Annotated in this window: 26 protein-coding genes; 12 read left to right on the forward strand and 14 right to left on the reverse strand. The window is 65.6% G+C overall.

Annotation, left to right across the window (positions count from 1 at the left end; genetic code table 11):
- Window positions 1–30: 30 nt before the first annotated feature.
- The 7 genes from ACTIIH_RS12465 to ACTIIH_RS12495 all read right to left on the reverse strand — a co-directional run bounded on the left by ACTIIH_RS12465 (window position 31) and on the right by ACTIIH_RS12495 (window position 9,857).
- Window positions 31–939, reverse strand: coding sequence for a metal ABC transporter permease (locus tag ACTIIH_RS12465; protein ID WP_441452085.1), 909 nt, complete (start codon window positions 937–939; stop codon window positions 31–33).
- Complete coding sequence (locus ACTIIH_RS12470; protein ID WP_441452087.1) at window positions 936–1,805, reverse strand: metal ABC transporter ATP-binding protein; 870 nt, start codon at window positions 1,803–1,805, stop codon at window positions 936–938. Before ACTIIH_RS12470 ends, ACTIIH_RS12465 begins: the two co-directional genes overlap by 4 nt.
- Window positions 1,806–1,807: 2 nt before the next feature.
- On the reverse strand, window positions 1,808–2,845 hold the full coding sequence (locus ACTIIH_RS12475) for a metal ABC transporter solute-binding protein, Zn/Mn family (RefSeq protein ID WP_441452089.1): 1,038 nt from the start codon (window positions 2,843–2,845) through the stop codon (window positions 1,808–1,810).
- A 356-nt stretch (window positions 2,846–3,201) separates the two neighbouring features.
- Complete coding sequence (locus ACTIIH_RS12480; RefSeq protein ID WP_441452091.1) at window positions 3,202–4,254, reverse strand: aspartate-semialdehyde dehydrogenase; 1,053 nt, start codon at window positions 4,252–4,254, stop codon at window positions 3,202–3,204.
- Window positions 4,251–5,576 (reverse strand): aspartate kinase, encoded by a 1,326-nt coding sequence (locus ACTIIH_RS12485; protein WP_441452093.1) that lies wholly within the window; start codon window positions 5,574–5,576, stop codon window positions 4,251–4,253. Before ACTIIH_RS12485 ends, ACTIIH_RS12480 begins: the two co-directional genes overlap by 4 nt.
- 364 nt (window positions 5,577–5,940) lie before the next feature.
- Complete coding sequence (gene recR / locus ACTIIH_RS12490) at window positions 5,941–6,546, reverse strand: recombination mediator RecR (protein ID WP_441452095.1); 606 nt, start codon at window positions 6,544–6,546, stop codon at window positions 5,941–5,943.
- A complete protein-coding gene (locus tag ACTIIH_RS12495; RefSeq protein WP_441452097.1) occupies window positions 6,543–9,857 on the reverse strand; it encodes a DNA polymerase III subunit gamma and tau in 3,315 nt (1,104 codons plus the stop codon). The genes recR and ACTIIH_RS12495 overlap by 4 nt, the downstream gene beginning before the upstream one ends.
- A gap of 92 nt (window positions 9,858–9,949) precedes the next feature.
- Here ACTIIH_RS12495 and ACTIIH_RS12500 point away from each other — a divergent pair, with 92 nt between their 5' ends.
- Genes ACTIIH_RS12500 through ACTIIH_RS12535 form a run of 8 tightly spaced genes read left to right on the forward strand, consistent with a single transcriptional unit; the run spans window position 9,950 to window position 15,730 of the window.
- Entirely contained in the window at window positions 9,950–10,612 is a 663-nt protein-coding gene (locus ACTIIH_RS12500) for a DUF1707 SHOCT-like domain-containing protein (RefSeq protein WP_441452099.1), read from the forward strand.
- Window positions 10,609–10,869, forward strand: coding sequence for a hypothetical protein (locus ACTIIH_RS12505; RefSeq protein ID WP_441452101.1), 261 nt, complete (start codon window positions 10,609–10,611; stop codon window positions 10,867–10,869). Before ACTIIH_RS12500 ends, ACTIIH_RS12505 begins: the two co-directional genes overlap by 4 nt.
- Before the next feature lie 31 nt (window positions 10,870–10,900).
- Window positions 10,901–11,929, forward strand: a complete 1,029-nt coding sequence (locus tag ACTIIH_RS12510; RefSeq protein ID WP_441452103.1) for a GNAT family N-acetyltransferase — start codon at window positions 10,901–10,903, stop codon at window positions 11,927–11,929.
- A gap of 24 nt (window positions 11,930–11,953) precedes the next feature.
- Window positions 11,954–12,604 carry a DUF4178 domain-containing protein gene (locus tag ACTIIH_RS12515; protein ID WP_441452105.1) on the forward strand — a complete coding sequence of 217 codons (651 nt, stop codon included), beginning with the start codon at window positions 11,954–11,956 and terminating at the stop codon, window positions 12,602–12,604.
- On the forward strand, window positions 12,604–13,206 hold the full coding sequence (locus ACTIIH_RS12520) for a DUF2617 family protein (protein WP_441452107.1): 603 nt from the start codon (window positions 12,604–12,606) through the stop codon (window positions 13,204–13,206). Before ACTIIH_RS12515 ends, ACTIIH_RS12520 begins: the two co-directional genes overlap by 1 nt.
- Entirely contained in the window at window positions 13,203–13,640 is a 438-nt protein-coding gene (locus tag ACTIIH_RS12525) for a hypothetical protein (RefSeq protein WP_441091062.1), read from the forward strand. The genes ACTIIH_RS12520 and ACTIIH_RS12525 overlap by 4 nt, the downstream gene beginning before the upstream one ends.
- Before the next feature lie 18 nt (window positions 13,641–13,658).
- A complete protein-coding gene (locus tag ACTIIH_RS12530) occupies window positions 13,659–14,087 on the forward strand; it encodes a DUF350 domain-containing protein (protein ID WP_441091063.1) in 429 nt (142 codons plus the stop codon).
- Window positions 14,084–15,730 carry a polyamine aminopropyltransferase gene (locus ACTIIH_RS12535; protein WP_441452109.1) on the forward strand — a complete coding sequence of 549 codons (1,647 nt, stop codon included), beginning with the start codon at window positions 14,084–14,086 and terminating at the stop codon, window positions 15,728–15,730. Before ACTIIH_RS12530 ends, ACTIIH_RS12535 begins: the two co-directional genes overlap by 4 nt.
- 108 nt (window positions 15,731–15,838) lie before the next feature.
- Here the strand turns inward: ACTIIH_RS12535 and ACTIIH_RS12540 are convergent, their stop codons facing one another.
- The 3 genes from ACTIIH_RS12540 to ACTIIH_RS12550 form a co-directional block, all read right to left on the reverse strand.
- Window positions 15,839–16,240 carry a DUF4190 domain-containing protein gene (locus ACTIIH_RS12540; RefSeq protein WP_441452111.1) on the reverse strand — a complete coding sequence of 134 codons (402 nt, stop codon included), beginning with the start codon at window positions 16,238–16,240 and terminating at the stop codon, window positions 15,839–15,841.
- A gap of 103 nt (window positions 16,241–16,343) precedes the next feature.
- Window positions 16,344–16,934: a TIGR03085 family metal-binding protein gene (locus ACTIIH_RS12545; RefSeq protein ID WP_441091066.1), complete on the reverse strand. Its 591-nt coding sequence runs from the start codon at window positions 16,932–16,934 to the stop codon at window positions 16,344–16,346.
- A gap of 67 nt (window positions 16,935–17,001) precedes the next feature.
- Window positions 17,002–17,913, reverse strand: coding sequence for a Sir2 family NAD-dependent protein deacetylase (locus ACTIIH_RS12550; RefSeq protein ID WP_441091067.1), 912 nt, complete (start codon window positions 17,911–17,913; stop codon window positions 17,002–17,004).
- 58 nt (window positions 17,914–17,971) lie between these two features.
- Here ACTIIH_RS12550 and ACTIIH_RS12555 point away from each other — a divergent pair, with 58 nt between their 5' ends.
- On the forward strand, window positions 17,972–18,418 hold the full coding sequence (locus ACTIIH_RS12555) for a flavodoxin family protein (RefSeq protein ID WP_441091068.1): 447 nt from the start codon (window positions 17,972–17,974) through the stop codon (window positions 18,416–18,418).
- Window positions 18,419–18,810: 392 nt separating this feature from the next.
- Complete coding sequence (locus tag ACTIIH_RS12560) at window positions 18,811–20,217, forward strand: amidase (RefSeq protein ID WP_441452114.1); 1,407 nt, start codon at window positions 18,811–18,813, stop codon at window positions 20,215–20,217.
- Window positions 20,218–20,232: 15 nt separating this feature from the next.
- On the opposite strand, the gene ACTIIH_RS12565 is transcribed toward ACTIIH_RS12560, so the two are convergent.
- From ACTIIH_RS12565 to ACTIIH_RS12580, 4 genes are all read right to left on the reverse strand, one after another.
- Window positions 20,233–20,898 (reverse strand): DNA alkylation repair protein, encoded by a 666-nt coding sequence (locus ACTIIH_RS12565; protein WP_441452116.1) that lies wholly within the window; start codon window positions 20,896–20,898, stop codon window positions 20,233–20,235.
- A 15-nt stretch (window positions 20,899–20,913) separates the two neighbouring features.
- On the reverse strand, window positions 20,914–21,984 hold the full coding sequence (locus tag ACTIIH_RS12570) for an FUSC family protein (RefSeq protein WP_441452118.1): 1,071 nt from the start codon (window positions 21,982–21,984) through the stop codon (window positions 20,914–20,916).
- A 181-nt stretch (window positions 21,985–22,165) separates the two neighbouring features.
- Window positions 22,166–22,576, reverse strand: a complete 411-nt coding sequence (locus tag ACTIIH_RS12575; RefSeq protein ID WP_441452120.1) for a hypothetical protein — start codon at window positions 22,574–22,576, stop codon at window positions 22,166–22,168.
- Between the two features lie 24 nt (window positions 22,577–22,600).
- The gene (locus ACTIIH_RS12580) at window positions 22,601–23,008 is read right to left on the reverse strand and encodes a YciI family protein (protein WP_441452122.1); all 408 of its coding nucleotides are present in this window, start codon (window positions 23,006–23,008) and stop codon (window positions 22,601–22,603) included.
- 275 nt (window positions 23,009–23,283) lie between these two features.
- Between ACTIIH_RS12580 and ACTIIH_RS12585 the strand changes: the two genes are divergently transcribed.
- Together ACTIIH_RS12585 and ACTIIH_RS12590 are read left to right on the forward strand one after the other, a co-directional pair.
- Window positions 23,284–23,979 (forward strand): hypothetical protein, encoded by a 696-nt coding sequence (locus tag ACTIIH_RS12585; RefSeq protein ID WP_441452123.1) that lies wholly within the window; start codon window positions 23,284–23,286, stop codon window positions 23,977–23,979.
- A gap of 238 nt (window positions 23,980–24,217) precedes the next feature.
- The coding region (locus ACTIIH_RS12590) for a DJ-1/PfpI family protein (protein WP_441452125.1) at window positions 24,218–24,624 on the forward strand (407 nt) is incomplete at its 3' end.

Consider the following 24,624-nt stretch of genomic DNA (forward strand, 5'->3'; position numbering starts at 1 on the left):
GGTTGTTGGGCCGCCGTCAGGTAGCAAATATCAGGGGGTGGGGATGGGGGTGTTGTGTTCTTTTGCGGCACGGTGGGCGCGGCGGCGGTGCAGGGATCTCATCCGGCGGCGACCGACGAGGCGGCAGATGACGTAGATGAGGAACGAGATCGTCGTGACGAACGGGCTGATCGGCACCACCGGCGAACCGAGGGCGATGAGGATGCCCCCGACCGAGGCGGTCACGGCGAAGATCACGCTGAGGACCGGCACCCACACCGGGGAGGCCGAGAGCTGAGTCGCCGCGGCGGCCGGGGTGATGAGCAGCGCGAGGACGAGGAGGACTCCGACGACCTGCACGCTCAGCGCTACGGCAAGTCCGAGGGTGAGCATGAAGACGATGGTGAGCACGCTGACCGGCACTCCCTTCGCCCGAGCCACCTCAGGGTCGAGGCTGGAGAACATGAGCGGACGCCACACGATCGCCAACACCACGAGCACGGCAAGCGCGCAGATGATGAGAGTGAGGATCTGGCCGGGAGTGATGGCGACGATCTGGCCGGTGAGCAGCCCGAACTTGCTCGCTGCCCGCCCGTCGTAGAGGGCGAGGAAGAGGATCGCCAGGCCCAGGCCGAAGGGCATGAGGACGCCGATGATCGCGTTCTTCTCCGAATCCTTGGCCCCGCCGATGCCGATGATGAGAGCGGCGACGATGGATCCGACGATCGACCCGGTCACGACGTCGAAACCGATGAGCAGAGCGAAGGCGGCACCGGCGAAGGAGAGTTCGGAGACTCCGTGGACGGCGAAGGGAATGTCGCGGGCCATGACGAAGACGCTGATGAGACCTCCGACGACGCCGAGCAGCGCCGCGGCGATGAGCGAGTTGGCCAGCAGCGCGACGAGTTCGCCGTAGTCCTCGAAGGTGAAGAGGTTGGCAAAGATCTCAGGAATACTCATCGCTTCACCACCGTCCCGTCGAGGTCGAAGGAGTCATCGGGCAGATTGTGGTGGTCGACGCACTCCTCTTCACCGCCGACGACGACGAGGCGTCCGCCGACGCGGACCACTTCCACCGGGGAGCCGTAGAGCCGGGACAGCGATTCTGTGGTCATCACTTCGGAGGGGGTGCCGATGAGGAAATGTCCGCCGACGATGTAGAGGACCCGGTCGACGTATGGCAGGATCGGGTTGATCTCGTGGGTGACGAAGACGACGGCGGCATCACGTTTGAGCCGCTGTTCGTGCAGCAGAGCGGCCACCACCTGCTGGTGGTGCAGGTCGAGCGACAGCAGCGGTTCATCGCAGAGCAGCACTGCGGGATCATTGGCCAGGGACTGAGCCACCCGCAGCCGCTGCAGCTCTCCGCCGGACACCGTGCCGGCGGGGGCATCGGCATAGTCGGTGGCGCCGACGGAGGCCAAGAGCTCCTCGACCTTTTCCTTCCGACCCCGGGACAGCAGGCCCATCCCCCACCGGTGACCGTCGATGCCCATACGGACCAGATCGCGGCCGCGCATCGGGGTGTGCGGGTCGATTCCGCGCTGCTGCGGAATGTAGCCGATGGCAGGGTTGCCCTTGTGCACTTCCCGGCCGCCGACCTCAGCGGTGCCGGCCGAGAGCGCATTCTGTCCCAGCAGCACTTTGAGCAGGGAGGTCTTACCGGTGCCGTTCGGGCCGAGCACGGCGAGGAACTCCCCCGGCGCGACGTCGAGGTCGAGATCGTGCCAGAGCACCCGCGGGCCGAAGCGCAGTTCGGCATCGCGCAGTCGAATCACCGGCTCCCGGGGTGCAGGTTGTACGGAAGCGTCGGATTCTTTGGCCATAGTCAGTGCTTGTGTCCTTCGAGTGCTGTCGAGATATCGGTGATGTATCCGTCCATCCAATCGACGTAGTGCTCGCCGTCGGGCATGGTCTCGGCGAGGTCGACGACCGGAACATCGGAGTCGTCCGCGGCAGACTTCAACGCTTCCGCCTGGGGACCGGCCGCCTGAGTATTGTATCCGAGCAGCACCGCCTCGCCGTCGGAGATCTGCTTCTCCGCTTCCTTGAGCACGAGGGGCGGAACGTCGTTGCCTTCTTCGACGGCTTCGAGGAATTCGTCCGACGTGATGTTCTCCAAGCCCATATCGGCGAACAGCCACAGCGGCACCGGCTCGGTCGCCGCGACCTTCTCGCCGTCGTGGTCCGTCTTGGCCGCGTCGTTCTTCGACTGCAGTTCGCCGAGGCTCTTCTTGTACTCATCGGCATTGGCGGTGAAGTCATCCTTGTGCTCCGGCACCGCCTCGCCGAGGTGGATCGCCGCCTCGTCGACGAGCTTGGTCATCGTCGGCACCGAATACCAGACATGTTCGTTGAACTCGCCGTGGTCGTGTCCCTCATGGTCGTCGCCCTCATCGGAGTGCTCGTGGCCGTCGTCGTGCGTGTGTCCGCCGGCCCGAGCCTCGTCTTCGTCGTGGCTGTGGTCATGAGGTTTGTTTCCGAGATCCTCGGATCCGGGTAATCCCGAGATCGAGACGGCATCGATCACCTCGGGATCGGCGTCCGAAGCTTCGAGCATCGTGGTCATGAAGGCGTCGTAGCCGCCGCCGTTCTCGACGACGAGGTCGGCCTTCGACAGCTTGAGGCGGTCCTGGGTGGTCGCTTCGTAGGAGTGCGGGTCCTGATTGGGATCATCGATGATCGGGCTCACCTCGGCAAAGTCGCCGGCGACTTGGGAGACGATGTCGGCGTAGACGTTCGTCGAGGTCACGACCCGCAGCTCGCCCGATTCCGAACCGGAGGCCCGTCCCGCGCAGCCGCTGAGGACCAAGGCCGTCGAAGCGGCGATGGCTCCGGTAGTGAGAGCGATTCGCGAAGATGTCATGAGGAGCCTTTCTAAGGCGTCGAGGATCAACCAACATCACTGACGATACTCAGATCAGAGGTCGGCCACTAATATAAATATTTATATATAGCAAAGCTTTTATACGTCCCCACCCTTTTCAGCACTCTGCGCGCACGCCCAGGAGGCTTTCGGCCGAATGGCGTGTAAGAACTTCGAAGCCGCGAGTGCCGACTTTCCGTGGGCCGTGTGCCATCCGCTCTGGCGCTTGTCCGACTCTGATGGACAGTCGAGCACAGTCGCCGGAGACGACGAACCGCCCGGAAGCGGGTGCTTCCGGGCGGTTCGTCGGCCACTTTGCCTCACCGATCAACACCGGCGGGTAGCAGCAGAGTTTCTCAGGCGGCCTTCGCCTCGAGCTTCTTGGCCAGCAGGGCGGCGATCTGGACGGTGTTGAGTGCCGCACCCTTGCGCAGGTTGTCGTTGGAGACGAAGAGGACGAGCCCCTTGCCTGCTGGTGCCGACTGGTCGGCGCGGATGCGACCGACGTAGCTGTCGTTCCGACCTGCGGCCTTGAGCGGGGTAGGAACCTCGTCGAGGGAGACTCCGGGTGCCTGCGACAGGATCTCGGTGGCCTGCTCGGGGCTGATGTCGGAGTCGAATTCGGCGTGGATGCTCAGGCTGTGTCCCGTGAACACAGGCACGCGCACGCAAGTGCCGGCGACCAGAAGGTCGGGCAGGCCGAGGATCTTCCGGCTCTCGTTGCGCAGCTTCTTCTCTTCATCGGTTTCGTTCTGCCCGTCGTCGACGACCGATCCGGCCATCGGCAGGACGTTGAACGCAATCGGTTCGACGTAGTTGTTCGGCTCCGGCAGGCTCACCGCATTTCCGTCGGTGGTGAGCTTGCGGGCATCGGGCAGACCGGCTTCGAGCTGACCGGCGAGTTCCTCGACTCCGGACAGTCCCGAACCGGACACAGCCTGGTAGGTGGACACGATGAGTCGACGCAGACCGGCTTTCGCGTGAAGAGCCTTGAGCACGGGCATGGCGGCCATGGTCGTGCAGTTCGGATTCGCGATGATGCCTTTGGCCACCGCGTCGAGCGCCTCGGGGTTGACCTCACTGACGACGAGCGGGACCTCCGGGTCCGAACGCCACGCCGAAGAGTTGTCGACGACGGTGACTCCAGCGGCGGCGAAACGCTCCGCCTGCGCCTTGGACGTCGCCCCACCCGCGGAGAACAGAGCGATGTCGAGTCCGCTCGGATCTGCCTCGGCGGCATCTTCGATGGTGATGGGCTGGCCCTTGAAGTCGATGGTCTTCCCGGCTGAACGGGCCGAGGCGAAGAGCCTCAAAGAGCCGATCTCGAATCCGGGATCGTCGGCCAGGAGGTCGAGCATGACTCCGCCGACCTGGCCGGTCGCACCGACTATTCCGATATTGACGCTCATCGTCCGGTACCTCCGTACACCACTGCTTCGTTGTCTTCGCTGTCGAGTCCGTACGCGGCATGAGCGGCACGGACTGCGTCGTCGAGCAGGTCTGCTCGGGTGACGACGCTGATGCGGATCTCCGAGGTGGAGATCATGTCGATGTTGACCTGGGCTTCGCTGAGTGCTTCGAACAGGGTCGCGGTCACGCCCGGGTGGGACCGCATTCCGGCGCCGACGACGGAGAGCTTGCCGATCTGGTCGTCGTAGCGGACCTGATCGAAGCCGATCTCGGCCTTGACCGCGTCGAGGGCCTCGAGCGCCTTGGCGCCGTCGTCCATGGGCAGGGTGAAGGAGATGTCGGTCTTGCCCGGTTCACGGGTGGAGATGTTCTGGACGATCATGTCGATGTTGGCTTCCTGCTTGGCCAGAGTCTTGAAGATCTCAGCGGCCTTGCCGGGGACATCGGGAACACCGACGATCGTGACCTTGGCTTCCGAGCGGTCGTGGGCGACGCCGGAGATGATTGCCTGTTCCATGGTGGACTCCGTTTCTGGTTCCGCTGCCGGGGTCGATGATCCCCGGCCCTTACGGAAGGCTTCGGGGATGGGTGAGTCGGTCACCCAGGTTCCTTGGTTGCGAGAGAATGAGGACCGCACATGTACGGGCACGTTGTAGCGGCGGGCGTATTCGACACAGCGGAGCATGAGGACCTTGGCGCCCGAGGCGGCCATCTCCATCATCTCTTCGTAGCCGATCTCATCGATCTTGCGTGCCGTGGGCACGATGCGCGGGTCGGCGGTGAAGACGCCGTCGACGTCGGTGTAGATCTCGCACACATCGGCATCGAGCGACGCGGCCAGTGCCACAGCCGTGGTGTCGGAGCCGCCGCGGCCGAGGGTGGTGATGTTCTTCGCGGTCTGGCTGACACCCTGGAATCCTGCGACGATGGCGACGTATCCATCGTCGAGGGAGGACCGGATGCGGCCGGGAGTCACGTCGATGATTCGGGCCTTGCCGAACTGCTCATCGGTGATGACTCCAGCCTGGGAACCGGTGAAGGACTGGGCTTCGAAGCCGAGGTTGGCGATCGCCATGGCCAGGACCGCCATCGAGATGCGTTCACCGGCGGTCAGCAGCATGTCGAGTTCGCGGGCGGGGGGCATGGGGGAAACCTGTTGGGCCAAGTCGATGAGATCATCGGTACTGTCACCCATGGCCGAGACCACGACAACTACTTCGTGGCCGGCTTGACGGTACTCGACAATTCGTTTGGCCACCCGCTTGACCGATTCCGCATCGGCTACCGAGGACCCACCGAACTTCTGGACGACTATGCTCACTGCAGTATCTTCCTTATCGCTGATAAGTTCCGTGCCAGGCGATCGATTCCATGGTTCCAAACATGGAGGTCTCGTGCTGCATCGATCAGGATTTCAGCCGTGTCGGGCTCCCGGCACCTGAACCATTGTATGAGGTAGGTCATTTCGGTTCACCTTCGCCCGTCATTCAGACACCGCCTGACCGGGCCGAACGCCCAGTCCTGCGACCCCTCGCGATGACCGTGCACTCGGGCGAGACGGCGGTTGGTCACCGTGCACTCAGCCCCTGCTCAGAAATCGTTATAAATGGGGCGCCTGAACTCGGGAGAATCACCCGCGCAGGTGCGGAATATCCGTGGAGTCGAGAATCTTTCCGCCGAGGCGGTCAGTCGATCTCGCGGCGGCCGGAGAACGCCCGACCGAGGGTGACCTCGTCGGCGTATTCGAGGTCGCCGCCGACGGGCAGCCCCGAGGCCAGGCGGGTGACGGTCACACCGAGCGATCCGAGCAGCCGGACGAGGTAGGTCGCGGTGGCTTCGCCTTCGAGGTTCGGGTCGGTGGCGATGACGGTCTCCTCGACCTCACCGTCCTGCAGGCGGGTCATGAGCTCCTTGATCCGCAGGTTGTCGGGCCCGACCCCGGCCATCGGGTCGATGGCTCCGCCGAGGACGTGGTAGAGACCCCGGTATTCCCTCGTCCGTTCGATCGCGACGACGTCTTTGGGCTCTTCGACCACGCAGATCATCGACCGGTCGCGGCGCGGATCCTGGCACACCGTGCATTCGGCTTCCTCGGAGACGTTGCCGCAGATCTCGCAGAACCGCACTCGCTTCTTCACGTCGGTGAGTGCCTGCGCAAGCGCATTGACGTCCTGCAAGTCCGTCTGCAGGATGTGGAACGCCAGACGCTGGGCCGATTTCGGCCCGATGCCCGGAAGCTTGCCGAACTCCTCGACCAAGTCCTGGAGGGCACCTTCATATACAGCGCTCATACTTCTCTTTCGTCGATGATCTCGCCGCCGAGGACCCGTGCGATCACGTCAACGCCCATCTGCGGCGCTTCGGAGACGTCGAGGTCCGTTTCCGGATCATACTCGTCCTCGTCCGATCCCGACCGCTGCGGGGAGGGGTTCGATCCCGGCACCGAGGCGGCCCCCGGTGCTGTGCCGCCCGCCGGGTTGGTCTGCGGAGCAGATCCGTAACCGGATCCGGCGGGCGGAGTGGTGGTGACGCCGTGCTTCTCGGCAAGAGCTGCAAAGCGCGATTTGAATGGTTTCGCCTCTCCCCCATGGGCCGGTGGCGGCGACTGCAAGGCAGGTGCCGGCTGGTCAAAGGCACCTCCCCCGAAGTCGCTCGAGGCGTCGCCGAGATCCGGATAGTCGAGGTCGTCATCGGGCGGCGGAACGACGACGGCCCCGACGTCGACAGCTCCGCTGCCGGCGCTCGTCTCGTCGATGTCGACCGCAGCCGTGCCTGGCGATGCGGCATCGACCGGTGCGGGGTCGATCGGTGAGGGACCGTCGTTCCAGCTCGGTTCCTCCCACCGCGGTTCGACGTACTCCATCGGCGAATCGCCAGCAAAGCCGGACGACCCCGCAGACGCTGTTCCCTGATGGTGGTCGGGACCCGATCGGTCGAAGTCGTCGGCCGGTCCGGGGGCAGCTGGTCCGTCGCCTGGCGATTCGGATGCAGCGTCGGCCGGCGGGCCGAAGAAGTCATCGTCGGAGAGGTCGGGGACGACGACATCCGGGGCGACCGAGGAAGCGGGCGCATTCTCAGGCACTGGGGCACTCTCGGCCACAGGCTCATTTTCGGCTTCGGGAGCCGAATCGCCTGCAGAATCTGCGCCGTCCTGCGGTGAAGTCGCGCTCACGCCATCAGTGCCGGACTGTTCAGCCTCGGCAGATGGTTCGTCGGCCGGTTCGGCAGAGACGAAGGAGTCTTCGTGCGTCGTGGATTCAGTTTGTGGCCCCGGCTGTTCTCCCTCCTCGTCGTCGGAGGACCAGGCGCCCTGTGTCGGACCGCTGGGTTCCCAGAACTTCTCGTGGTCGACCTGTGGTTTGTCGACTTCACGAGTACCGACGACTGCGGCGACCTCCTGTGGACTCGGGCGTCGCTGGCTCGGCGCCGGTCCGTGATTGCCGCCGGAATCGTTCACGGGCGGAGCAGAGGACCCCTTGCCCTGGCTGCCACCGCCGGCACTGCCTCCGCCGATCCGACCGACATCTCCGATGTCGATACGAGCCTGGATGCCGAGGACGTCGTTGATCGCCGCTGCGAGTTTGGCCGCATGGTCACGCTGCTGGAACCCCTGGACGGATCCGGCATTGTTGAAGCCGAGGTAGACGACCCCGTCGGAGAACGACTGCGGGATCGCATTGGCCGCGATGATCGCGCGAGTCAGACGGCTGCGCTTCTCCACCGAGGCGAGGATGCTGGGCCAAGCGCGGCGGATCGCTTCGATCTCACCGCCGATGTCGCCGGATCCCGCCACCGAGGTGGCTTCCGGTGCCGCTGCCTGCTCGGTCATCTGACGCTGATGCTGGTCCGCCGGCGCCGAGTCCGTTGCGGAACTGGGCGCAGAGGCACCGTCAGGGTCGTACCTCTGCTGACTGTCCTGCAGAGATTGCGACTCAGTTCGCGGCGCACCCGCTGCTTCGACCGAAGGCTCGGGCGACGAATCGGCCGAAGGCTGCTGTTCCTGCGCCGGCCGGCCCACATCTGCGCTCCGGGGGCCCTCAGCAGGCTGCTGCCGCGGCCCCGCGTCTGCGGTCTGAGATTGCGGCTCGGACTGCGACGCCGGCTCCGACTCGGTATGACGCTGCTGCCCCTGCTCAGACTGCTGCCCTGGCTGCGCCACCGGTTCGTTGAGCATCGATTCGGCGGCCGCGGCCATAGCCGCGATGTCGTCGAAATCGTCGTGAGCTGCGCTCTGAGACTGCCCGGCGGGCGCGTTCGCAGCAGGTGCCTGCCCCTGGCCTGCCCCATCCGCCGACGGCCGACCGCTCGCGTGTCCCTGATCAGCGGCAGGTGCCTGCCCCTGCCCTGTCCCGCCGGCCGGAGCTCCCGGCCCAGCGCCCTGATCGGCACCCTGGTCCGGGGCCTGCGCCGGCGGCATGTTTGCGGCCACGCCGGTGGCCGACATCCCGATGCGACGCTCCATCCGCTCGACGCGGCTGAGCACAGCGTCTCGGCTGCGACCGGAGCCGGGCAGCAGAATGCGGGCACAGATGAGTTCGAGCTGCAGCCGCGGCGAGGTGGCACCCGACATCTCCGTCAGGCCCACATTCAGCAGGTCCGCGGCACGGGAGAGCTCGCCTTGTCCGAAGCCGTTGGCCTGCAGGGTCAGCCTCTCCAGCCGGTCCGGCGGCACTTCGGGCAGGAATGCATGGGCCGCTTCGGGGGCGGCATGGATGACGATGAGATCCCGGAACCGCTCGAGCAGATCTTCGACGAAGCGCCTCGGGTCCTGACCGGATTCGATGACCCGCTCCACCGCACGGTACACCCCGGCACCGTCGCCGGCGGAGAACGCATCGACGATGTCGGACAACAGCGAATCCGGAGTGTATCCGAGCAGAGCGACGGCTCGACCGTAGTCGACCCCGTCGGGCCCGGAACCAGCGATGAGCTGGTCGAGGACCGACAGCGTGTCACGCACCGATCCCCCGCCGGCGCGCACGACCAGCGGCAGCACGCCCTTGGCCACCTGAACATTCTCACGAGCGCACAGCTCCTCGAGGTAGTTGCCCAGGGCCTCCGGCGGCACCAGTCTGAACGGATAGTGGTGAGTCCGCGACCGGATCGTGCCGATGACCTTCTCGGGTTCGGTCGTGGCGAAGATGAACTTGATATGCGGCGGCGGCTCTTCGACGATCTTGAGCAGAGCGTTGAAGCCCTGCGAGGTGACCATGTGCGCCTCATCGAGGATGAACACCTTGTACCGATCGCGCGCGGGCGCATAGATGGCACGTTCACGCAGGTCACGAGCATCATCGACGCCGTTGTGGCTGGCCGCGTCGATCTCGACGACATCGAGCGAACCGGGTCCGCCGTTGGCCAGATCCCGACAGCTCGGGCATTCCCCGCACGGAACCGGAGTCGGCCCCTGCTCACAGTTGAGGCACCGAGCCAGGATCCGCGCCGAGGTGGTCTTTCCACACCCGCGCGGGCCGGAGAACAGGTAGGCATGGTTGATGCGGCCACGTTCGATGGCGGCCTTCAGCGGATCGGTCACATGCTCTTGACCGATGACCTCGTCGAAGGTCTCTGGGCGGTATCTTCTGTACAGTGCGGTGGACACGTCCCCTAGCCTAATGCCAACGACTGACACGAGACACGGCTCCCCGAGTCCCGCCGTTGTCGCTGACCTCCCGATCAGGCACGATAGAGATCATGAGCTCAGCCACTCCCTCCCCCGGCGAGAACGACCCCGCGAAGATCTTCCGCATCGGCCACAAGGAACGCGACGAGGCGATCGAGATCCTGCGCGAAGCCGCCGGCGACGGTCGGATCACGGTCGACGAGCTCGACGAGCGGATGGAGAAGGTCCAGGCTGCGAAGTTCCCCATCGACCTCGACGCGGTGCTCGCCGACCTCACCACCGAGCTGCCCTCCGATCGCTTCCGTCCCACCTCGGGGCTCGCACCCGCCGCCGGTCACGCCATGGCGATCCAAGGCCACGACCGCTTCGATCCGCTCGTCATCAAGGCCGGTTGGGAGTCCGAGGTCCGCCGCGCCCGATGGGCTGTCCCGCCCTTGATCCGCTGCGAACCCTCGATGTCGAACATCGAGCTGAACTTCCTCGAGGTCGAGACCGATCTCGAGGTCATCGAGATCGAGGTCGTCGCCGGTATGGGCTCGGTCACCGTCGTCATCCCCGACGACTGGGCGGTCAACGTCGACCAGCTCTCAAAGTCCTGGGGAAGCGTGAAATCCGTCGTCGACGCCGTTCCGACCGGCCGCCGGCCTCTCGTGCGCGTGGGCGGATCGATCGGAATGGGCTCCTTCAAGGCCCGCTTCGCGAACTACTTCGACCGCCGCCGATTGGCGAAATGATGGAACCCGGACTCGGCGCTGTCATCTTCCTCACCGTCTGCATCATCGTCGTCTTCAGCATCGGCGCCTGGCTCGTCTACCGGGTGATGACGAAACCGGGTGCGCACATCGGCTCCCGCCTGCCCAAACACGACCCCCACGCCGAGGCGCACCCCACCGACCCGCCCGACCGCGGAGCCGCTGCGGACCGAACCGGAGCAGACGACCCCGACGACTCCGACAGTCCCGATCACGGTCACGGTCACCGGCATCCTTGAAAACCGGTCCTCGCCGTGATCGACTTTCACTATGTCTGAGATCCAGATCACGCGCATCGCCGCCGACGATGAGTCTGCGCTGCTGACATGGAACGACGTCATGCGCACCGCCTACACTGAGGGCCGCACCGCCGCCTGGTGGCGCAGCGCCGAGACGACGCTGACCCAATTCGCCCACCCGCGCCCGGGAGGGCAGAACATCGCCCTGATGGGCCGCCTCGGTGAGGAGATCATCGGCGGCGCCGAGATCAGCCTCTCCCCGGACACACCGACCGATATCGAGCTCGGTGTCCTCTCCGTTCACCGTCGTCGGGGTTTCGGCACGGCCCTCGCCGAGGCGGCCGCACAGTTCCTTGGACACGATGACCGATCCTCGGCCATCGTGCAGACCGAAACCTACTGCCCGGCCGGGGTCGCCTTCGCCAGAGCCCACGGGATGAGCGTCGGCAACGCAGAGCACCGGCTGCTGCTCGACCTGCCCACCTACCTGGCGGCCGATGCGAATCGATACAAGGATTCGGGGGCGTCGACGGTCGTGCCCGTGATCAGGGAGGACCCGGACTTCTCGGTCACCTCGTGGATCGGAGCCTGCCCCGAGGAGGTGCTCGAGTCCTGGACGCAGCTGCGGGAGCAGATGGATGAAGACGTGCCCGTCGGCGACCTCACCCGCTCCGCCACCCATGCCAGCACCGCGGCGATCCGCAGCCATGAGGAGCGGATGGAAGAGCAGGGCTGGACCTTGGTCAGCTCGATGGCGCACGTGGGCGACCTCGCCGTCGGCTATACGGAGATCATGGTCTCCGCCCACGATCCGCAGATCGTCATCCAGGAGGACACCCTCGTCGACCGCGCCTATCGAGGCCGCGGAATCGGGAGGGCCCTCAAGGTCGCCAACCTGCGTCAGCTGCCCGCGGTCTCCGCGACCGCCTCGGCGGAATGGGTGCAGACGTACACGGCGATGGACAACGAACCGATGCTCGCACTCAACCGAGACCTCGGGTTCGTCATCGCCGATACGATGACCGCCCTGGAGAAGAAGATCGAGCGCAGCCACGCGTGACAGTCCGATCGACTAGAGTGGGCGGTGACCCGTCCGGCCATCGAACCGAAGCAGACCGCCGTGCCCTCAGAACTCCTCATCGCCGTCCTCGTCTTCATCATCGTCGCCCTCGTGACCGTGCTCGTCATCCGCTCCCGCGCGAACAAGGCCCGCCACGACGCCGAAGCGAAAGAACCCGCCGCCCCGCGCGATCCCTTCGCCGCCGATCAGAACACCGGCGGTGACCCGGAGACCATCAAGGTCGGAGACCTCCTCGAATTCGGCAACGAGAAGTTCTTCGTCCGCGGCACCCTGCGCATCTCCGAGGGCGGCTACGAGTGGGCCGAGCACTTCTTTCAAGCCGACGCCTCGGCGACCCGCATGTGGCTGAGCGTCGAACGCGACCCCGATGTGCAGATCGCCCGCTGGCGCGACCGCCCCGATCTCGACATCGAGCCGAAGGCACGGACCATCACCATCGACGGCACTGACTACGACCTCGTCGAACACGGCACTGCCTCCTACCGGTCCGAAGGCACCACGGGACTGAATGAGAAGGGCGGGGTCGACTATGTCGACTACGAATCCGGCGACGGCCGCCTGCTCGCCTTCGAACGCTTCGACCACGGACGCTGGGAAGTGAGCACCGGAGAGACAATCCCAGCCGGCTCCTTCACCATCTACTCCGGCAGCTGATGCTCACCCTCCCCCGCCCGCTCGACGTCCCCTTCACCGACACCAGGGCCGAGGCGCTGCGGCTGAGCCTCGACCACGACCGGATCGCCCCGCTGGCTGCCCGCCGCATCGATGTGCCCACCGTAGCCGCACCCACTGACACAGGGTCCACCTTCGCCGAAGCGGCGCCAGAGCTGACCCTGACACTGACCGTCATCGGATCCTCTCACCAGGCGATCCTGAGCGCCGGGCCCACCGATGCGTTCATCGAGACCTTCGCCTGCCTCGGCGAAGATATGTCGCCGTTACGACCGCGGTGGGACCACGAGGACGTCCGCCACGGACGGTGGGCCGGTTACACCGAACACCGATTCACGGCGACGCGCACGAAAGTGCACGGAGACTTCCCGACGGCCGCCGCCGAGGTGCTCGCCACCGGTGCCGACCGTGCCGTCACCAGCGACGACCACTTCTCGGTCGCGTTCCCCGGGCAGCCCGGCGCGCTGACGGCACTGTCGCTGACCTGCGCGCAGCCCGAGCGGATCGCGTGGCAATCGTGGCACTGCTATCCGCAGCATCAGGAGATCGTCCACAGCACCAGCGAACTGAGGAGGTCGACATGAGCCAGGGACCGAACGTCTCGATGAGCGGAGGTTCCTTCGACTTCGACCGCGCGAACACCGGCGGCGGGAGCGGACCACAGCGGCCCGGCGGACCCCAGCGCCCCGGCGGCGGTTCGGGGCGGAAGCCGCGCTTCGGCTGCGGAACGATCATCGGAATCGTCATCGTCCTCATCGTCCTCGGCAATGTCTTCCGCGGCTGCGGATCCTCCGGATCGGCGAACTGCGGCGACTACGACCTCAGCAACGGCCAGTACGTCTCGAACCCCGGCAAGGGCGACTACGAGAAGAACGGCAGCAGCTATGACTACGTCGGCTGCGACACCTCCCGGTCCGGAGGCGGCGGATTCTTCTTCCTCCCCTTCTTCACCGGCGGCGGATCGAACTACGGCGACGGCTCGGGCTTCCGCGGCGGCGGACCGGGCACCGGAAAATAGGCACAGCGAAAGGCAGACATGCTTCTGAACTACCTCATCTACGAGACCGGAGTCGTCCTCTCCTATGCGGGCTGCGGACTCCTCCTCATGGTCATCGGCTACTTCGTCGTCGACCTGCTCACCCCGGGCAAGCTCCACGTCATCCTCTGGGAGCAGAAGTCGCGCAATGCTGCAGTCCTCGTCGCCTCCGACCTGGCCGGAGTCGCGATCATCGTCATCGCCGCCATCCGCGCCAGCTCCGATGACCTGGCCGCAGGCATCCTGTCGACCCTCGTCTTCGGCATCCTCGGCATCATCCTCATGGCCGTGAGCTTCCTGCTCATCGGTCTGCTCACCCCGGGCAGGACCGGCGAACTCATCAATTCCCCGCAGATGCACCCCGAGGTCTGGGTCAACGCCACCGCCCACCTGGGCATCGCCGGCATCATGGCCGCAGCCCTCCTTTGAGCACCGCTGACGAACCCGGTCAGACGTCGGCCGAAACCGCACCGACCGACACGACCACCGACACCGCCACCGAGGCGGCGCGTCCGATCACCCTGCCGATGCGTCCGGGTCCGGCCCGATTCTTCGTCCTGCTCGCCGTGTTCATGTGCGCGAGCTGCGGAATGGTCTACGAGCTCGCGCTCGTGGCCTTGGGGTCCTATCTGCTCGGCGACACCATCGTCCAGGCCTCCATCGTCCTGGCGGTCATGGTCTTCGCCATGGGTGTGGGCTCGCTGGCGACCAAACGGCTGACCGGGTTCGCCGCGGTCTCCTTCGCCCTCATCGAGGCGGCCCTGGGCATCATCGGCGGCCTGTCCGTCATCCTCCTCTATCTCGCTTTCGCCTTCGCCGACGTCTACACGGTGGCCATGGTGGCCCTCGCGTTCGTCATCGGCGCGCTCATCGGCGCGGAGATCCCGCTGCTCATGGAGCTCGTCCAACGCATCCGCGCGCAGAAGGCCTCGAGCGCGGTCGCCGACCTCTTCGCCGCCGACTACGTGGGCGGACTCATCGGCGGGCTCGCCTTCCCGTTCCTCCTGTTGCCGTTGCTCGGTCTGCCGCGCGGAGCGCTGGCGGTGGGGATGACGAATGCCCTGGTGGGCATCCTCATCGTCCTCTGGCTCTTCCGCTCCGAACTCAGCCGCGCCGCCCAGCTGGCGTTGGCGGCTCTGCTTGTGCTCATCCTCGCAGGGCTCACCGTGGTGTGGGTGTTTACCGACGACATCGAAGTCACCACCCGGCAGCGTCTCTACCGGGATCCGATCGTGTATTCGCAGCGGTCGGACTACCAGGAGATCGTGCTCACCGAGGCGAAGAGGACCGGCGATACGCGGCTGTTCCTCAACGGGGATCTGCAGTTCGCCTCGGCCGACGAGTACCGTTATCACGAAAGCCTCGTCCATCCTCTGCTGAACGGTCCTCGCCGCGACGTCCTCGTCCTCGGCGGCGGCGACGGCCTGGCGGTGCGCGAAATCCTCAAGTATCCCGACGTCGAGTCCGTCACCCTGGTCGACCTCGACCCGGCAGTCCTCGAGCTGGCGAAGACTTCCGAGCACTTCACCGCATTCAACGACGACTCCCTCGACGATCCGCGGGTGACGACGGTCGCCGCCGATGCCTTCACCTGGCTGCGGGAGGCGAAGCACACCGCCTATGACGCGGTCATCGCCGATCTGCCCGATCCCGATGACGTCGCGACGTCGAAGCTCTACAGCATCGAGTTCTACGGACTCATCCGCCAGGTGATGTCCCCGGAGGCGCGCCTTGTCGTTCAGGCCGGCTCCCCCTATTTCGCCCCTGAAGCCTATTGGGGCATCGGGGAGGCCGTCGCCGAGGCGGGACTGTCGACGACTCCGTACCACGTCGATGTTCCCAGTTTCGGTGATTGGGGATACTTCCTCGCCGATCTCGGCGGCAAGGACCCCGAAGTGACCGTGGCCGATGATGCTCCGGACGGGTTGAAGTTCGCCACCGCCGAGGTGCTCGCCGCCTCGACGACGTTCCCACCGGACCGTGATCGCGCGTCTGTGGGCACGGTCGAAGCTTCGACGCTGCTGCACCCGAGGGTGCTCGATCAGGAACGCGGAGCCTGGGTCGGATACTGAATTCGTCTGACACGGGCTTCTCACAACGGCGTCCGACTGCGGCAGAGGGCCGACCCTAGCGGGTCGGCCCTCTGCCGTTCCTCTCTCGGTGTTGCCTCGTTGTCGGGATCAGCCGGCGATGAGGCTGGCCAGGCCGCCGACGATGCCGAAGGAGATTCCGAGTGCCCATCCGAGGACGAGGAGTCCGAGGAAGACAAGTCCCAAGATGAAGCCCCATTTGCCCATCTCGTTGTCTTCGAACCCTGCTTCCTGTGAGCGTTTGCGCGCCATGTGTCCGGTGATGATGCCGATGACGGGTCCGATGAAGTTGAATCCGAGGAAGGTCGACAGACTCGCCACGAGCGAGACGATGCCGAGCACCTTGCCCGGGTCCTCCTCGGCGCGCTGGCCGTAGCGATTCTGCGTCGGATAATTCTGCGGTGCTTCGTACTGTCCGGCGGACGGGTGGGGGTATTGGCCCGCGGAGGTCTGATCGAACTGATCGGGAGTCGGGCCGGGTGCTGCGTTCATGGTGCTGGTCTCCTCTGTATCGGCTGTTGGCACCAGCCTAGGAAGACTTCACCGGACACCGACAGGGACCAATCCCCCGACCTGGAGGGGGTTTTCCCGAAGTTCAGTGCACGTCGACGAGTGCGTGGTCTTCTCGTCCCATGAGATAGAGAAGCAGCTCGAGAGGTGCCCCGGTGATCGTCGTGGCCTCACCGCTGTCCTTCTTCCCCGCTGTGCGGGTACCGAAGCCCGGAGCTTCGATCGTCACGAGACCCTTCGCCTTCGCCGCGTAGGGCAGGAGGGCCACCTTCGTCTGTGCCCAGACGGTCGCGGTCTCTGCTTTCGACAGCCGACGCGGAATCCATTCGATCGCGGCGCGGCGGATGTCTTCATGGTGGACGAGGAACTCGGTCGTGTTCATCACCGTCTCCACTCCCGGCAGGGCGCCCGGGGTCCACTTCGGCGGCGCGGCGACGAGTCCGAGCAGCCGACTGAACGGCATCTCGGCGTACTCGTCTTCCTTCGCCTGCAGGCGGTCGGAGAACTTCGGCATGAAGATGCCCGCAGCAGCGCGGGGATGACGTTCGCGGATGACGAGGTGGGTGGCAAGGTCCCTGACCGTCCACCCCTCACACAGAGTGGGGGCGTCGTCCCCGGCGCGGCGGGCGGTGTCGACAAGGCGCAGTCGTTCTGCGCGAGCCAGATTGTCTCTCATGATCCTCAGTCTTCCATTCCCGCCTTGGACTCTCCTGGACGCCTGGCCGATTCGCCGCCCGATCGCCTCACCGGCCTGCCCACGCGGTGACGAAGTCGGCGACGCGGGAGATCGAACGGAAGTCGGCGAATTCGTCCCCGCGGGTCGGCCCGTCGGTGACGATGACGACGGGTTTGCCTTCCTTCGCGGCGGTCCGGACGAACCGCAGTCCCGACAGCACTGCCAGCGAGGACCCGAGCACCACGAGACCTGCGGCTCCGTCGGCGATCCGATTGGCTGCCTGGACCCTGGCGGCCGGGACGGAATCGCCGAAGTAGACGACATCGGGTTTGAGCAGTCCACCGCATTCGGGGCAGTCGAGGACTGCGAATCCGGCGGTGTCCTCGAGTTCGACGTCGCCGTCGGGTGCGGTTTCGACGTCGATGGGGTCGATGCCGACCTGCTCGGCGAAGTCCGGGTTGAGTTCGCTCAGTCTCCGCTGTACCCAGTCGCGGTCGAACAGGTGCCCGTTGCTCAGGCAGATCACTCGGTCGAGGCTGCCGTGGAGGTCGATGACGGGACTCGGCGCCGGCGTTCCGGCGCCATTCCCGCGGTCGGCGGCGACCGCCTCGGCAGCGGCCTGATGGAGTCCGTCGACGTTCTGGGTGATGATTCCGGCCACGGACAGCTCGGCCAGGGCGAGGTGGGCTTGGTTCGGTTGGGTGTTGCGCATCCGCGGCCAGCCCATCCATGATCGCGCCCAGTACCTGGCACGCTGGTCAGGGTGGGAGAGGAAGGTCTGGATCGTCATCGGCTTCCGCGGCGGGGAATCCGGTCCGCGGTAGTCTGGGACGCCTGAGTCCGTGCTCATTCCCGCGCCGGTGAGCACCGCCCAGTCCGCATCGGAATAGGTCTTCGTGAGCACGTCGATGATCGCGGCATCGGTGTGGCTGGCTTCGGGACGCACGCGTCCGCGCAGGGGGTCGAAGATGACTGCCATGGCTCCACTGTAGACATGGCAGCTGACGGAAGTCACCGGCCGGGGCTAGGGTGGGGCCATGGTCAACGTTCTGCTCGTCCATCATTCCCCCTCCGCCGCCACAGCGCAGATCGCCGAGGCGGCCGAATCCGGACTGCGCATGCCCGAGCTCGGCGACATCGACGTCACTGTCCGTCCGGCCCTGGAGGCGAGCGTCGAAGATGTGCTCGCCGCAGATGCCTATGTGCTCGGCACGACCGCGAACTTCGGCTATATCTCCGGTGCCCTCAAGCACTTCTTCGACACCACCTATGACGCGGTGCGCGAGCCGACCGCCGGCAGACCGTTCTCCTACTGGATCCACGGCGGCTACGACACGACCGGCGCCGAGACTGCGATGAAGCAGATCACCACGGGTCTGGGCTGGAAGCTCGCCTTCGATCCGCTCATCTTCACCGGCGAGGTCACCGAGGAACATCTCGAAAGGGCCACGGAGTTAGCCGCCACAGTCGCCGCCTCCCTCTAATTACTACCTGCTAATTGCTACGTGACGGCGGCCCAGCAACTCCACGCCAGGTTGCTGGGCCGCCGTCAGGTAGCAAATGGGAAAGTCTTTGGTGAACGCACTTTCAGTATTGGAAGGCAGCCGATGCTGTGGCACTGCTACCACCGGGCGGCGTCGGTCTTCCGACCGGCGAGTAACCCAAGGAACCGACGTGAACGCGACCCCCACCCGCACGGTCCGTCGACTCAACCAGGTCGAGGCGAACCGTAACTCAGCAACCCCACGAGGCTCGGCATCGCCTCGACGGCCATATCCAGGCGCTGCGGGAACTGGCCGCGCATAAGCCCGAGAATCACTGTTCCCCCTGGTGAGAAGATCGGATAGGGTGAGGGAAACCGACGCAGGGAGACACCATGGCCACACCGACGAGCACCGAGATCCCGTTCCTCGAACTCCACGAAGTCTCGACACTCATCCGGACCAGGCAGCTGACCTCGCGCGAGGCCACCGAGGCGATGCTCGAGCGCATTGACAGCCTCGATCCCCGATTGCAGGCCTTCGCCACGGTCATGGCCGAATCCGCCCTCGCCGAAGCCGACCGCGCCGATGCGCTTCTGGCCCGCGGAAACTGGCTCGGCGATCTGCACGGTGTCCCCGTGGCGGTGAAGGATCTTGCGAACACCCACGACGCACCGACCGGTGCAGGCACCACGATCCATGCGGACTTCCGCCCAGATTTCGATGCCACCGTCGTCGCTCGACTGCGAACCGCCGGAGCCGTCATCCTCGGCAAACTGCGTCTGACCGAGGGTGCGTTCGCCGGGCACCATCCCGACCTGCCGACCCCGGTCAACCCGTGGGATGCCGACACCTGGTCGGGGGTCTCCTCCTCGGGGTCCGGTGTGGCTACTGCTGCCGGGCTCTGCTTCGCCTCTCTCGGCTCGGACACCGGCGGCTCGATCCGCCTTCCGTCCTCGGCCAATGGCGTCACGGGACTCAAACCGACCTGGGGCCGGGTCTCCCGCCACGGCATCTTCGCACTCGCTCCCAGCCTCGATCACATCGGGCCGATGACCCGCAGCTCCCGTGATGCCGCGATCGTGCTGCGGGCCATCGCCGGCCACGATCCGGCCGATCCCACCACGTCGCTCGAACCGGTACCGGACTACCCCAATAAGCTGCGCGTCGACGAAGCCCCGGTCGTCGGTTTCGACCGCAAGCTGGCCGAAGAGCATTTCGACGCCGCGACGAATGCGATGCTCGAAGACACCATCGAGACCGTGACCGGCCTGGGATGGCGGGTGCTCGATGTCGAGACTCCCGGATTTGAGGCCACGGCCAAGGAATGGACGGCTCTGTGCGGGGTCGAGACCGCCGGAGTCCACTCGGAGACGTATCCGGCCCGAGCGGACGAATACGGTCCCGATCTGTCCGGTCTCATCGAGATCGGGCGCGGACTCTCCGCCGTCGACTACCATCGGCTGCTCGAATCGCGGAGAGACTTCACCGGCCGTATGCGCACCCTCATGGCCGATATCGATCTGCTCCTGCTGCCGGGAATCGGCATCGGCTCACCGACGATCGCGCAGATGGCGAACCTGGGTTCCGACCAGAAGCTGTTCGCTGCGGTGACAGTGCCGACGGCACCGATCGACAACTGCGGAATGCCGTCGATCACTCTGCCCGCAGGGTTCACCGAACGGGGCACTCCCCTGGCAGCCCAGTTCGTCGGCGGTGACTTCACCGAACCCTTGGTGCTTGCCGCCGGTCATGCCTTCCAGCAGGTCACTGACTTCCACACCCGCCACCCGGCCGTGTAGAAGCAGCGCCGCGGTTCACTTCACCGCGTTGCGAGCCACCATCTCCGTGATCCAGGTCGGGGCGAAAGGCGAGGTGCAGCCGGGCGAAGTCGGGTAGTCGCGGAGCACGCCAAGGCGCTCACCGATGTCGATGGCACGTTTCCGCAGGTTCGGGATCTCGATGCCGATATAGGACAGCGTCTCGTTCATCGCCCACTGCAGGCGCTCGGGGGCATCGGCCATCTCGGCCTCGATCACGTCCAGCAGACCGGACAGGTCGAGGCCGTCAGGCTTCCGGTTCACCCGCTCGCTCGTCAGCGCCCAGCCTGCAGAGGCGACAACGGGATCCGGATCGTCGGTCCACGACCGGCGCATCGCCTCGGCGTGGGGCGACTTCTTGACGATATAGCTGACCAGCCAGCTGTGGACCTTCGGGACTCGGGAGTCACGCAGCATCTCATCGAGCTGTGCTTCGCTCCAAGCCTTCGGACGCATAATGAGGATCGCGACGAGGCGGGCCGCAGTGTCACCGGAGTCCCACAGTTCGGCGGCGAGTTCATCGTTCTTCTTCAGGGCCTTCGCCACGGCTCGCAGCTTCGTCAGGTTGACCGCGTGGTCGTCGCCGTGTCGAGCGTTGACGGCGCGGATCTTCTCGTCCTCGAGCGAGGCCAGCGTGGCGAGCACCTCGGTGCTGGTGGTCATGGTGTCCTCCTAGGATCAGTCGTCGTCATCGGCATGCGGCGAGGCATCGATTTCGGCAGGCGTCTTCTTCTCACTGCTGAAGCCGACGATGACGACGATCATGCCGACGGCGGCGCCGATGACGGTTTCGATGGCACGCGAGGCCAACAGTTCCGGAACCGCGTGGGGGCTGCCGATCTGGGTCATGAGCAGGGCCAACGGGGTGATGAACAGCAGAGCCACCGAATAGTTGCGCAGCACGAAGATCTCGGCGAGGAACTGCAGCAGGATCACCCACACCACCAGCTGCCACGCCTCGGTGGGAAACGACAGCAGGAACGCTGTGACGATCACGCCCAGCAGGGTTCCGACCACCCGGTGGACGCCGCGCTTGAGACGGGCCGAACGACCGGGCGGAGTGATCGGTGCGACCGCGGCGACCATCGCCCAATAGCTGTGGGACAGAAGCGGGAGCACATCGATGAGCAGGGTGCCCAGAACTCCGGCGATGAACGGGGCGATCGTGAATCGGGCGGCGTGGGCTGCCAGATCAGCCTTGCCCACCGGCGACAGCCCGACCCGCACATAGGTCTCCTTCTCCGGAGGCATGCGTTCGCCGGCATAGTGGGCGAGCGCTCCGAGACCGATGCACACCAGCGCCGAGGCGGCCGCCACACCCATTGCCACCGGCACCGATGCGCCGCCCGGAATGGATCCGACGGCTCCGGTGGCGAAGATGAAGAAGATCGACCCGCCGGGTTTGAGCCGGAAGCGCAGGGCGATGACCGCACCCGCGCCAGACACGAGCGAAGTGATGACGACGAGCACCCACACCGAGGCTCCGAGGCTGCTGAGCAGGGCGCCGATGCCCACGCAGACGACGAGGACGGCGGCCGCGATCGTCTGGCGTCTGGTCCGCGATCGTGGGGACTCGAAGCGCGCGTAGATGCCGGTGAACGCACCGAAGGCGGCATAGACGGCGAGGTCGAGGCGGTCGATGCCGAGCAGCACGAGGAGCGGGACGGCAACTCCCAAGGCGATGCGGAACGCGGGAATATGGTCGCGTTCGCCCGGTGGGATGCGGAAGAACTCCTGCAGGCGGCTCAAATGGGTTAGGCCTCTTTCGACATCGGGAACGGACCCCGGTGACGGGGTCACTGATATAGGTTGGTGAGCTGAGTGCTCCCTTCGATCGTAGTTCGCCAGCGGTGCCGACGAATGTCTTCTGCCGACAGGAGTGATCAACCTCGCTCGCCGAGGCGGCCCACCGAGACCGTGACCACCGCCGTCATCGGCGTCTCGGTGACAGTCGGTGTCCTCGACGTTCTGCGCATCCTTCGTTGATTACGAGGTAGAGGGTGGTGACCGAGGACAGGTCGCCGGGACGGTTGAGTCGGGAGCCTGCGATCGTCGATTTGGCGCGGCTGATACGCTGAGCCATCGTCGACTCGGGCACCATATAGGCTGCGGCGATCTGCTTCGTCGTCAGTCCGTTCACCGCCAGCAGGGTCGGTGCCACCGCCGAGGCGGGGCTGAGGTCGGGATGGGCGCAGAGGATAAAGAGGTCGAGGGTGTCATCGGCGTTCGGGTCGCCGTCGGCCTCGGGGTCGGCCCAGGTTTCGGGTTCGACGAGGATGCCGATCACGGCGGGGACGAGCTCATGCAACTGCGCCTCGGCGAGGGGATCCGGATCGGTCATCGCGGACTCCGTTCGCGTCCCTGATCATTCGTCCACGCTGGGTGCGTGGTCGAGGAAGGGGCGCAGTTCGAGCCATTCGTTGATCGGCTCTCCTCCCTTGCCCGGTGCGGCGGACAGCTCACCGGCGAGTTCGAGAGCCCGGTCGTAGTTCTCGACGTCGATGACCATCCACCCGGCGATGAGGTCCTTCGTCTCGGGGAAGGGACCGTCGGTGACCGGAGGCTTGCCCGGTCCACCGGATCGGACGAAGGTGCCCTCGGGCGAGAGCGCCTGGGAGTCGACGAATTCGCCGGAGTCCTTGAGTTTGTCGGCGAAGGCGTTCATGTACGCCACATGCGCGTCGACCTCGTCGGGACTCCACTGGTCCATCGGGGTGTAGTCCATATACTGCTCCGGCATCCGATAGTGCTTGAGAATGAGGTACTTGGCCATGATGGTCTCCTTGTCTCGTGCCGCTCGCACGGGTCGTGCTCGCTGACATGTCTGGGACGCAGCCGGACGCGTGTTCTCGACATCGGCGGAGAAGTTTTCTCGTATCTCTTCGGCTCCGGTCATCGAACACAGTCCCAGAATAGGCCGATGTGTCCGTCCTGGAACATGCGTCACCGGATCCGAACACGAATCGGCCCAGGTCACGGCTCCGCGCTGAGAGGCTTGTCTTGTACGAAACACCGACAGCCTCTTACACACGAGACCAGGAACAGATCATGAAGGCACAGACACTTCTCAAGACCATCACCGTTGCCGGAGCCGTTGCCGCGACCCTGACGCTCTCGGCCTGCGATATGAACATCACCTTCGGCCCGGAAGGCCAGGGACAGGAACAGGGCCAGGACGGCCAGCAGGCGCAGCAGACCGAGGACACCGAGACGACCGCCGAAGAACCGGCATCGGATTCGGGCTCCACCTCGGACTCCGCCGGTTCGGGTTCGTCCGGCACGAGCGATAGCGGCACGACGGACAACGGCACCACCGGCAGCGGCGGATCCACCGATTCGTCCAGCGCCTCCTCGGCGAGTGGCTCCTCCGCCTCGAACGGCTCGTCGTCGACCGGATCGTCGTCCTCGAGCGACTCCACCTCGAGCGGATCATCGTCGTCGAGCGGCACGACCGACAACGGCTACCAGGGCCCGCGGATCGGCGAAGACGGAGTCGAACTCGACGCCGACGGCAACGGCAAGATCCCCGCCGAGGTTCTCGAGGCGGACATCAAGAACGCCTACGCCAAGCAGGGCACCACGGTCGACACCGTCGACTGCTACTCCGACCTGCGGATCTTCTCCCACAGCGGCTCGCAGAACTGCACCGTCACCGCTGCCGGCAAGAATCACTACGGCACTGTGAAGATCACCTCGGCGTCGCAGTCCGGCATCGGCTACAGCCTCGAATTCCCGAACATCTGAGCCGTCCGCCGAGCCCACGAAACGTACCCCTCGAGGGTCTCGCATCCCCGAATCGGATTCCCCTGGTCATCCCGGCCAGGGGAATCCGTTCGTCGCGATCTGGAACAACTCTGCACTTTCCGTTGTTGTGCCCAATGCGGGCGTCGGCCGGGTTGCACGTCGGCCTCGAGGTTTCGGCCAGCCGAGCCCATGTCAGATTCGACAATCTCACCAATCACAACCGACAAGGAGCACCGTCATGGCACTCTCTGACAAGAAGATCGCGTTCCTCCTCACCCGCGGGGTCGAGCAGGTCGAACTGACCAGCCCCCGCACAGCCCTCGACGAGGCCGGAGCGACGACCGTCATCGTCTCCCCCTCAGAGGGGACTCTGCAGGCGATGGAAGGCGATTGGGAGCACGCGAAGACCTTCGACGTCGACGTTCCCGTCGCCGAGGCCTCGGTCGATGACTTCGACGCCCTCGTCCTGCCCGGCGGCACCCTCAACTCCGATGCCCTGCGTCTGAATGAGGACGCAGTCAACCTCGTCAAGGCGTTCTTCGCCGCCGACAAACCGGTCGCGGCCATCTGCCATGCGCCGTGGATCCTCGCCGAGGCGGGAGTGGCCAAGGGACGGAAGCTGACGTCGTTCATCTCGACGAAGAC

This window comes from Brevibacterium sp., assembly GCF_052105255.1.
Classification (GTDB): domain Bacteria; phylum Actinomycetota; class Actinomycetes; order Actinomycetales; family Brevibacteriaceae; genus Brevibacterium; species Brevibacterium linens_B.

Bases quoted from the DNA above. Each gene is read 5' to 3' on its own strand.
- ACTIIH_RS12480 (WP_441452091.1), bottom strand. From the start codon at position 4,254: ATGAGCGTCAATATCGGAATAGTCGGTGCGACCGGCCAGGTCGGCGGA.
- ACTIIH_RS12500 (WP_441452099.1), top strand. From the start codon at position 9,950: ATGAGCTCAGCCACTCCCTCCCCCGGCGAGAACGACCCCGCGAAGATC.
- ACTIIH_RS12580 (WP_441452122.1), bottom strand. From the start codon at position 23,008: ATGGCCAAGTACCTCATTCTCAAGCACTATCGGATGCCGGAGCAGTAT.
- ACTIIH_RS12555 (WP_441091068.1), top strand. From the start codon at position 17,972: ATGGTCAACGTTCTGCTCGTCCATCATTCCCCCTCCGCCGCCACAGCG.
- ACTIIH_RS12565 (WP_441452116.1), bottom strand. From the start codon at position 20,898: ATGACCACCAGCACCGAGGTGCTCGCCACGCTGGCCTCGCTCGAGGAC.
- ACTIIH_RS12530 (WP_441091063.1), top strand. From the start codon at position 13,659: ATGCTTCTGAACTACCTCATCTACGAGACCGGAGTCGTCCTCTCCTAT.
- ACTIIH_RS12510 (WP_441452103.1), top strand. From the start codon at position 10,901: ATGTCTGAGATCCAGATCACGCGCATCGCCGCCGACGATGAGTCTGCG.
- ACTIIH_RS12465 (WP_441452085.1), bottom strand. From the start codon at position 939: ATGAGTATTCCTGAGATCTTTGCCAACCTCTTCACCTTCGAGGACTAC.
- ACTIIH_RS12560 (WP_441452114.1), top strand. From the start codon at position 18,811: ATGGCCACACCGACGAGCACCGAGATCCCGTTCCTCGAACTCCACGAA.
- ACTIIH_RS12575 (WP_441452120.1), bottom strand. From the start codon at position 22,576: ATGACCGATCCGGATCCCCTCGCCGAGGCGCAGTTGCATGAGCTCGTC.
- ACTIIH_RS12475 (WP_441452089.1), bottom strand. From the start codon at position 2,845: ATGACATCTTCGCGAATCGCTCTCACTACCGGAGCCATCGCCGCTTCG.
- ACTIIH_RS12470 (WP_441452087.1), bottom strand. From the start codon at position 1,805: ATGGCCAAAGAATCCGACGCTTCCGTACAACCTGCACCCCGGGAGCCG.
- ACTIIH_RS12550 (WP_441091067.1), bottom strand. From the start codon at position 17,913: ATGGCAGTCATCTTCGACCCCCTGCGCGGACGCGTGCGTCCCGAAGCC.
- ACTIIH_RS12545 (WP_441091066.1), bottom strand. From the start codon at position 16,934: ATGAGAGACAATCTGGCTCGCGCAGAACGACTGCGCCTTGTCGACACC.
- ACTIIH_RS12520 (WP_441452107.1), top strand. From the start codon at position 12,604: ATGCTCACCCTCCCCCGCCCGCTCGACGTCCCCTTCACCGACACCAGG.
- ACTIIH_RS12525 (WP_441091062.1), top strand. From the start codon at position 13,203: ATGAGCCAGGGACCGAACGTCTCGATGAGCGGAGGTTCCTTCGACTTC.
- ACTIIH_RS12505 (WP_441452101.1), top strand. From the start codon at position 10,609: ATGATGGAACCCGGACTCGGCGCTGTCATCTTCCTCACCGTCTGCATC.
- recR (WP_441452095.1), bottom strand. From the start codon at position 6,546: ATGAGCGCTGTATATGAAGGTGCCCTCCAGGACTTGGTCGAGGAGTTC.
- ACTIIH_RS12540 (WP_441452111.1), bottom strand. From the start codon at position 16,240: ATGAACGCAGCACCCGGCCCGACTCCCGATCAGTTCGATCAGACCTCC.
- ACTIIH_RS12585 (WP_441452123.1), top strand. From the start codon at position 23,284: ATGAAGGCACAGACACTTCTCAAGACCATCACCGTTGCCGGAGCCGTT.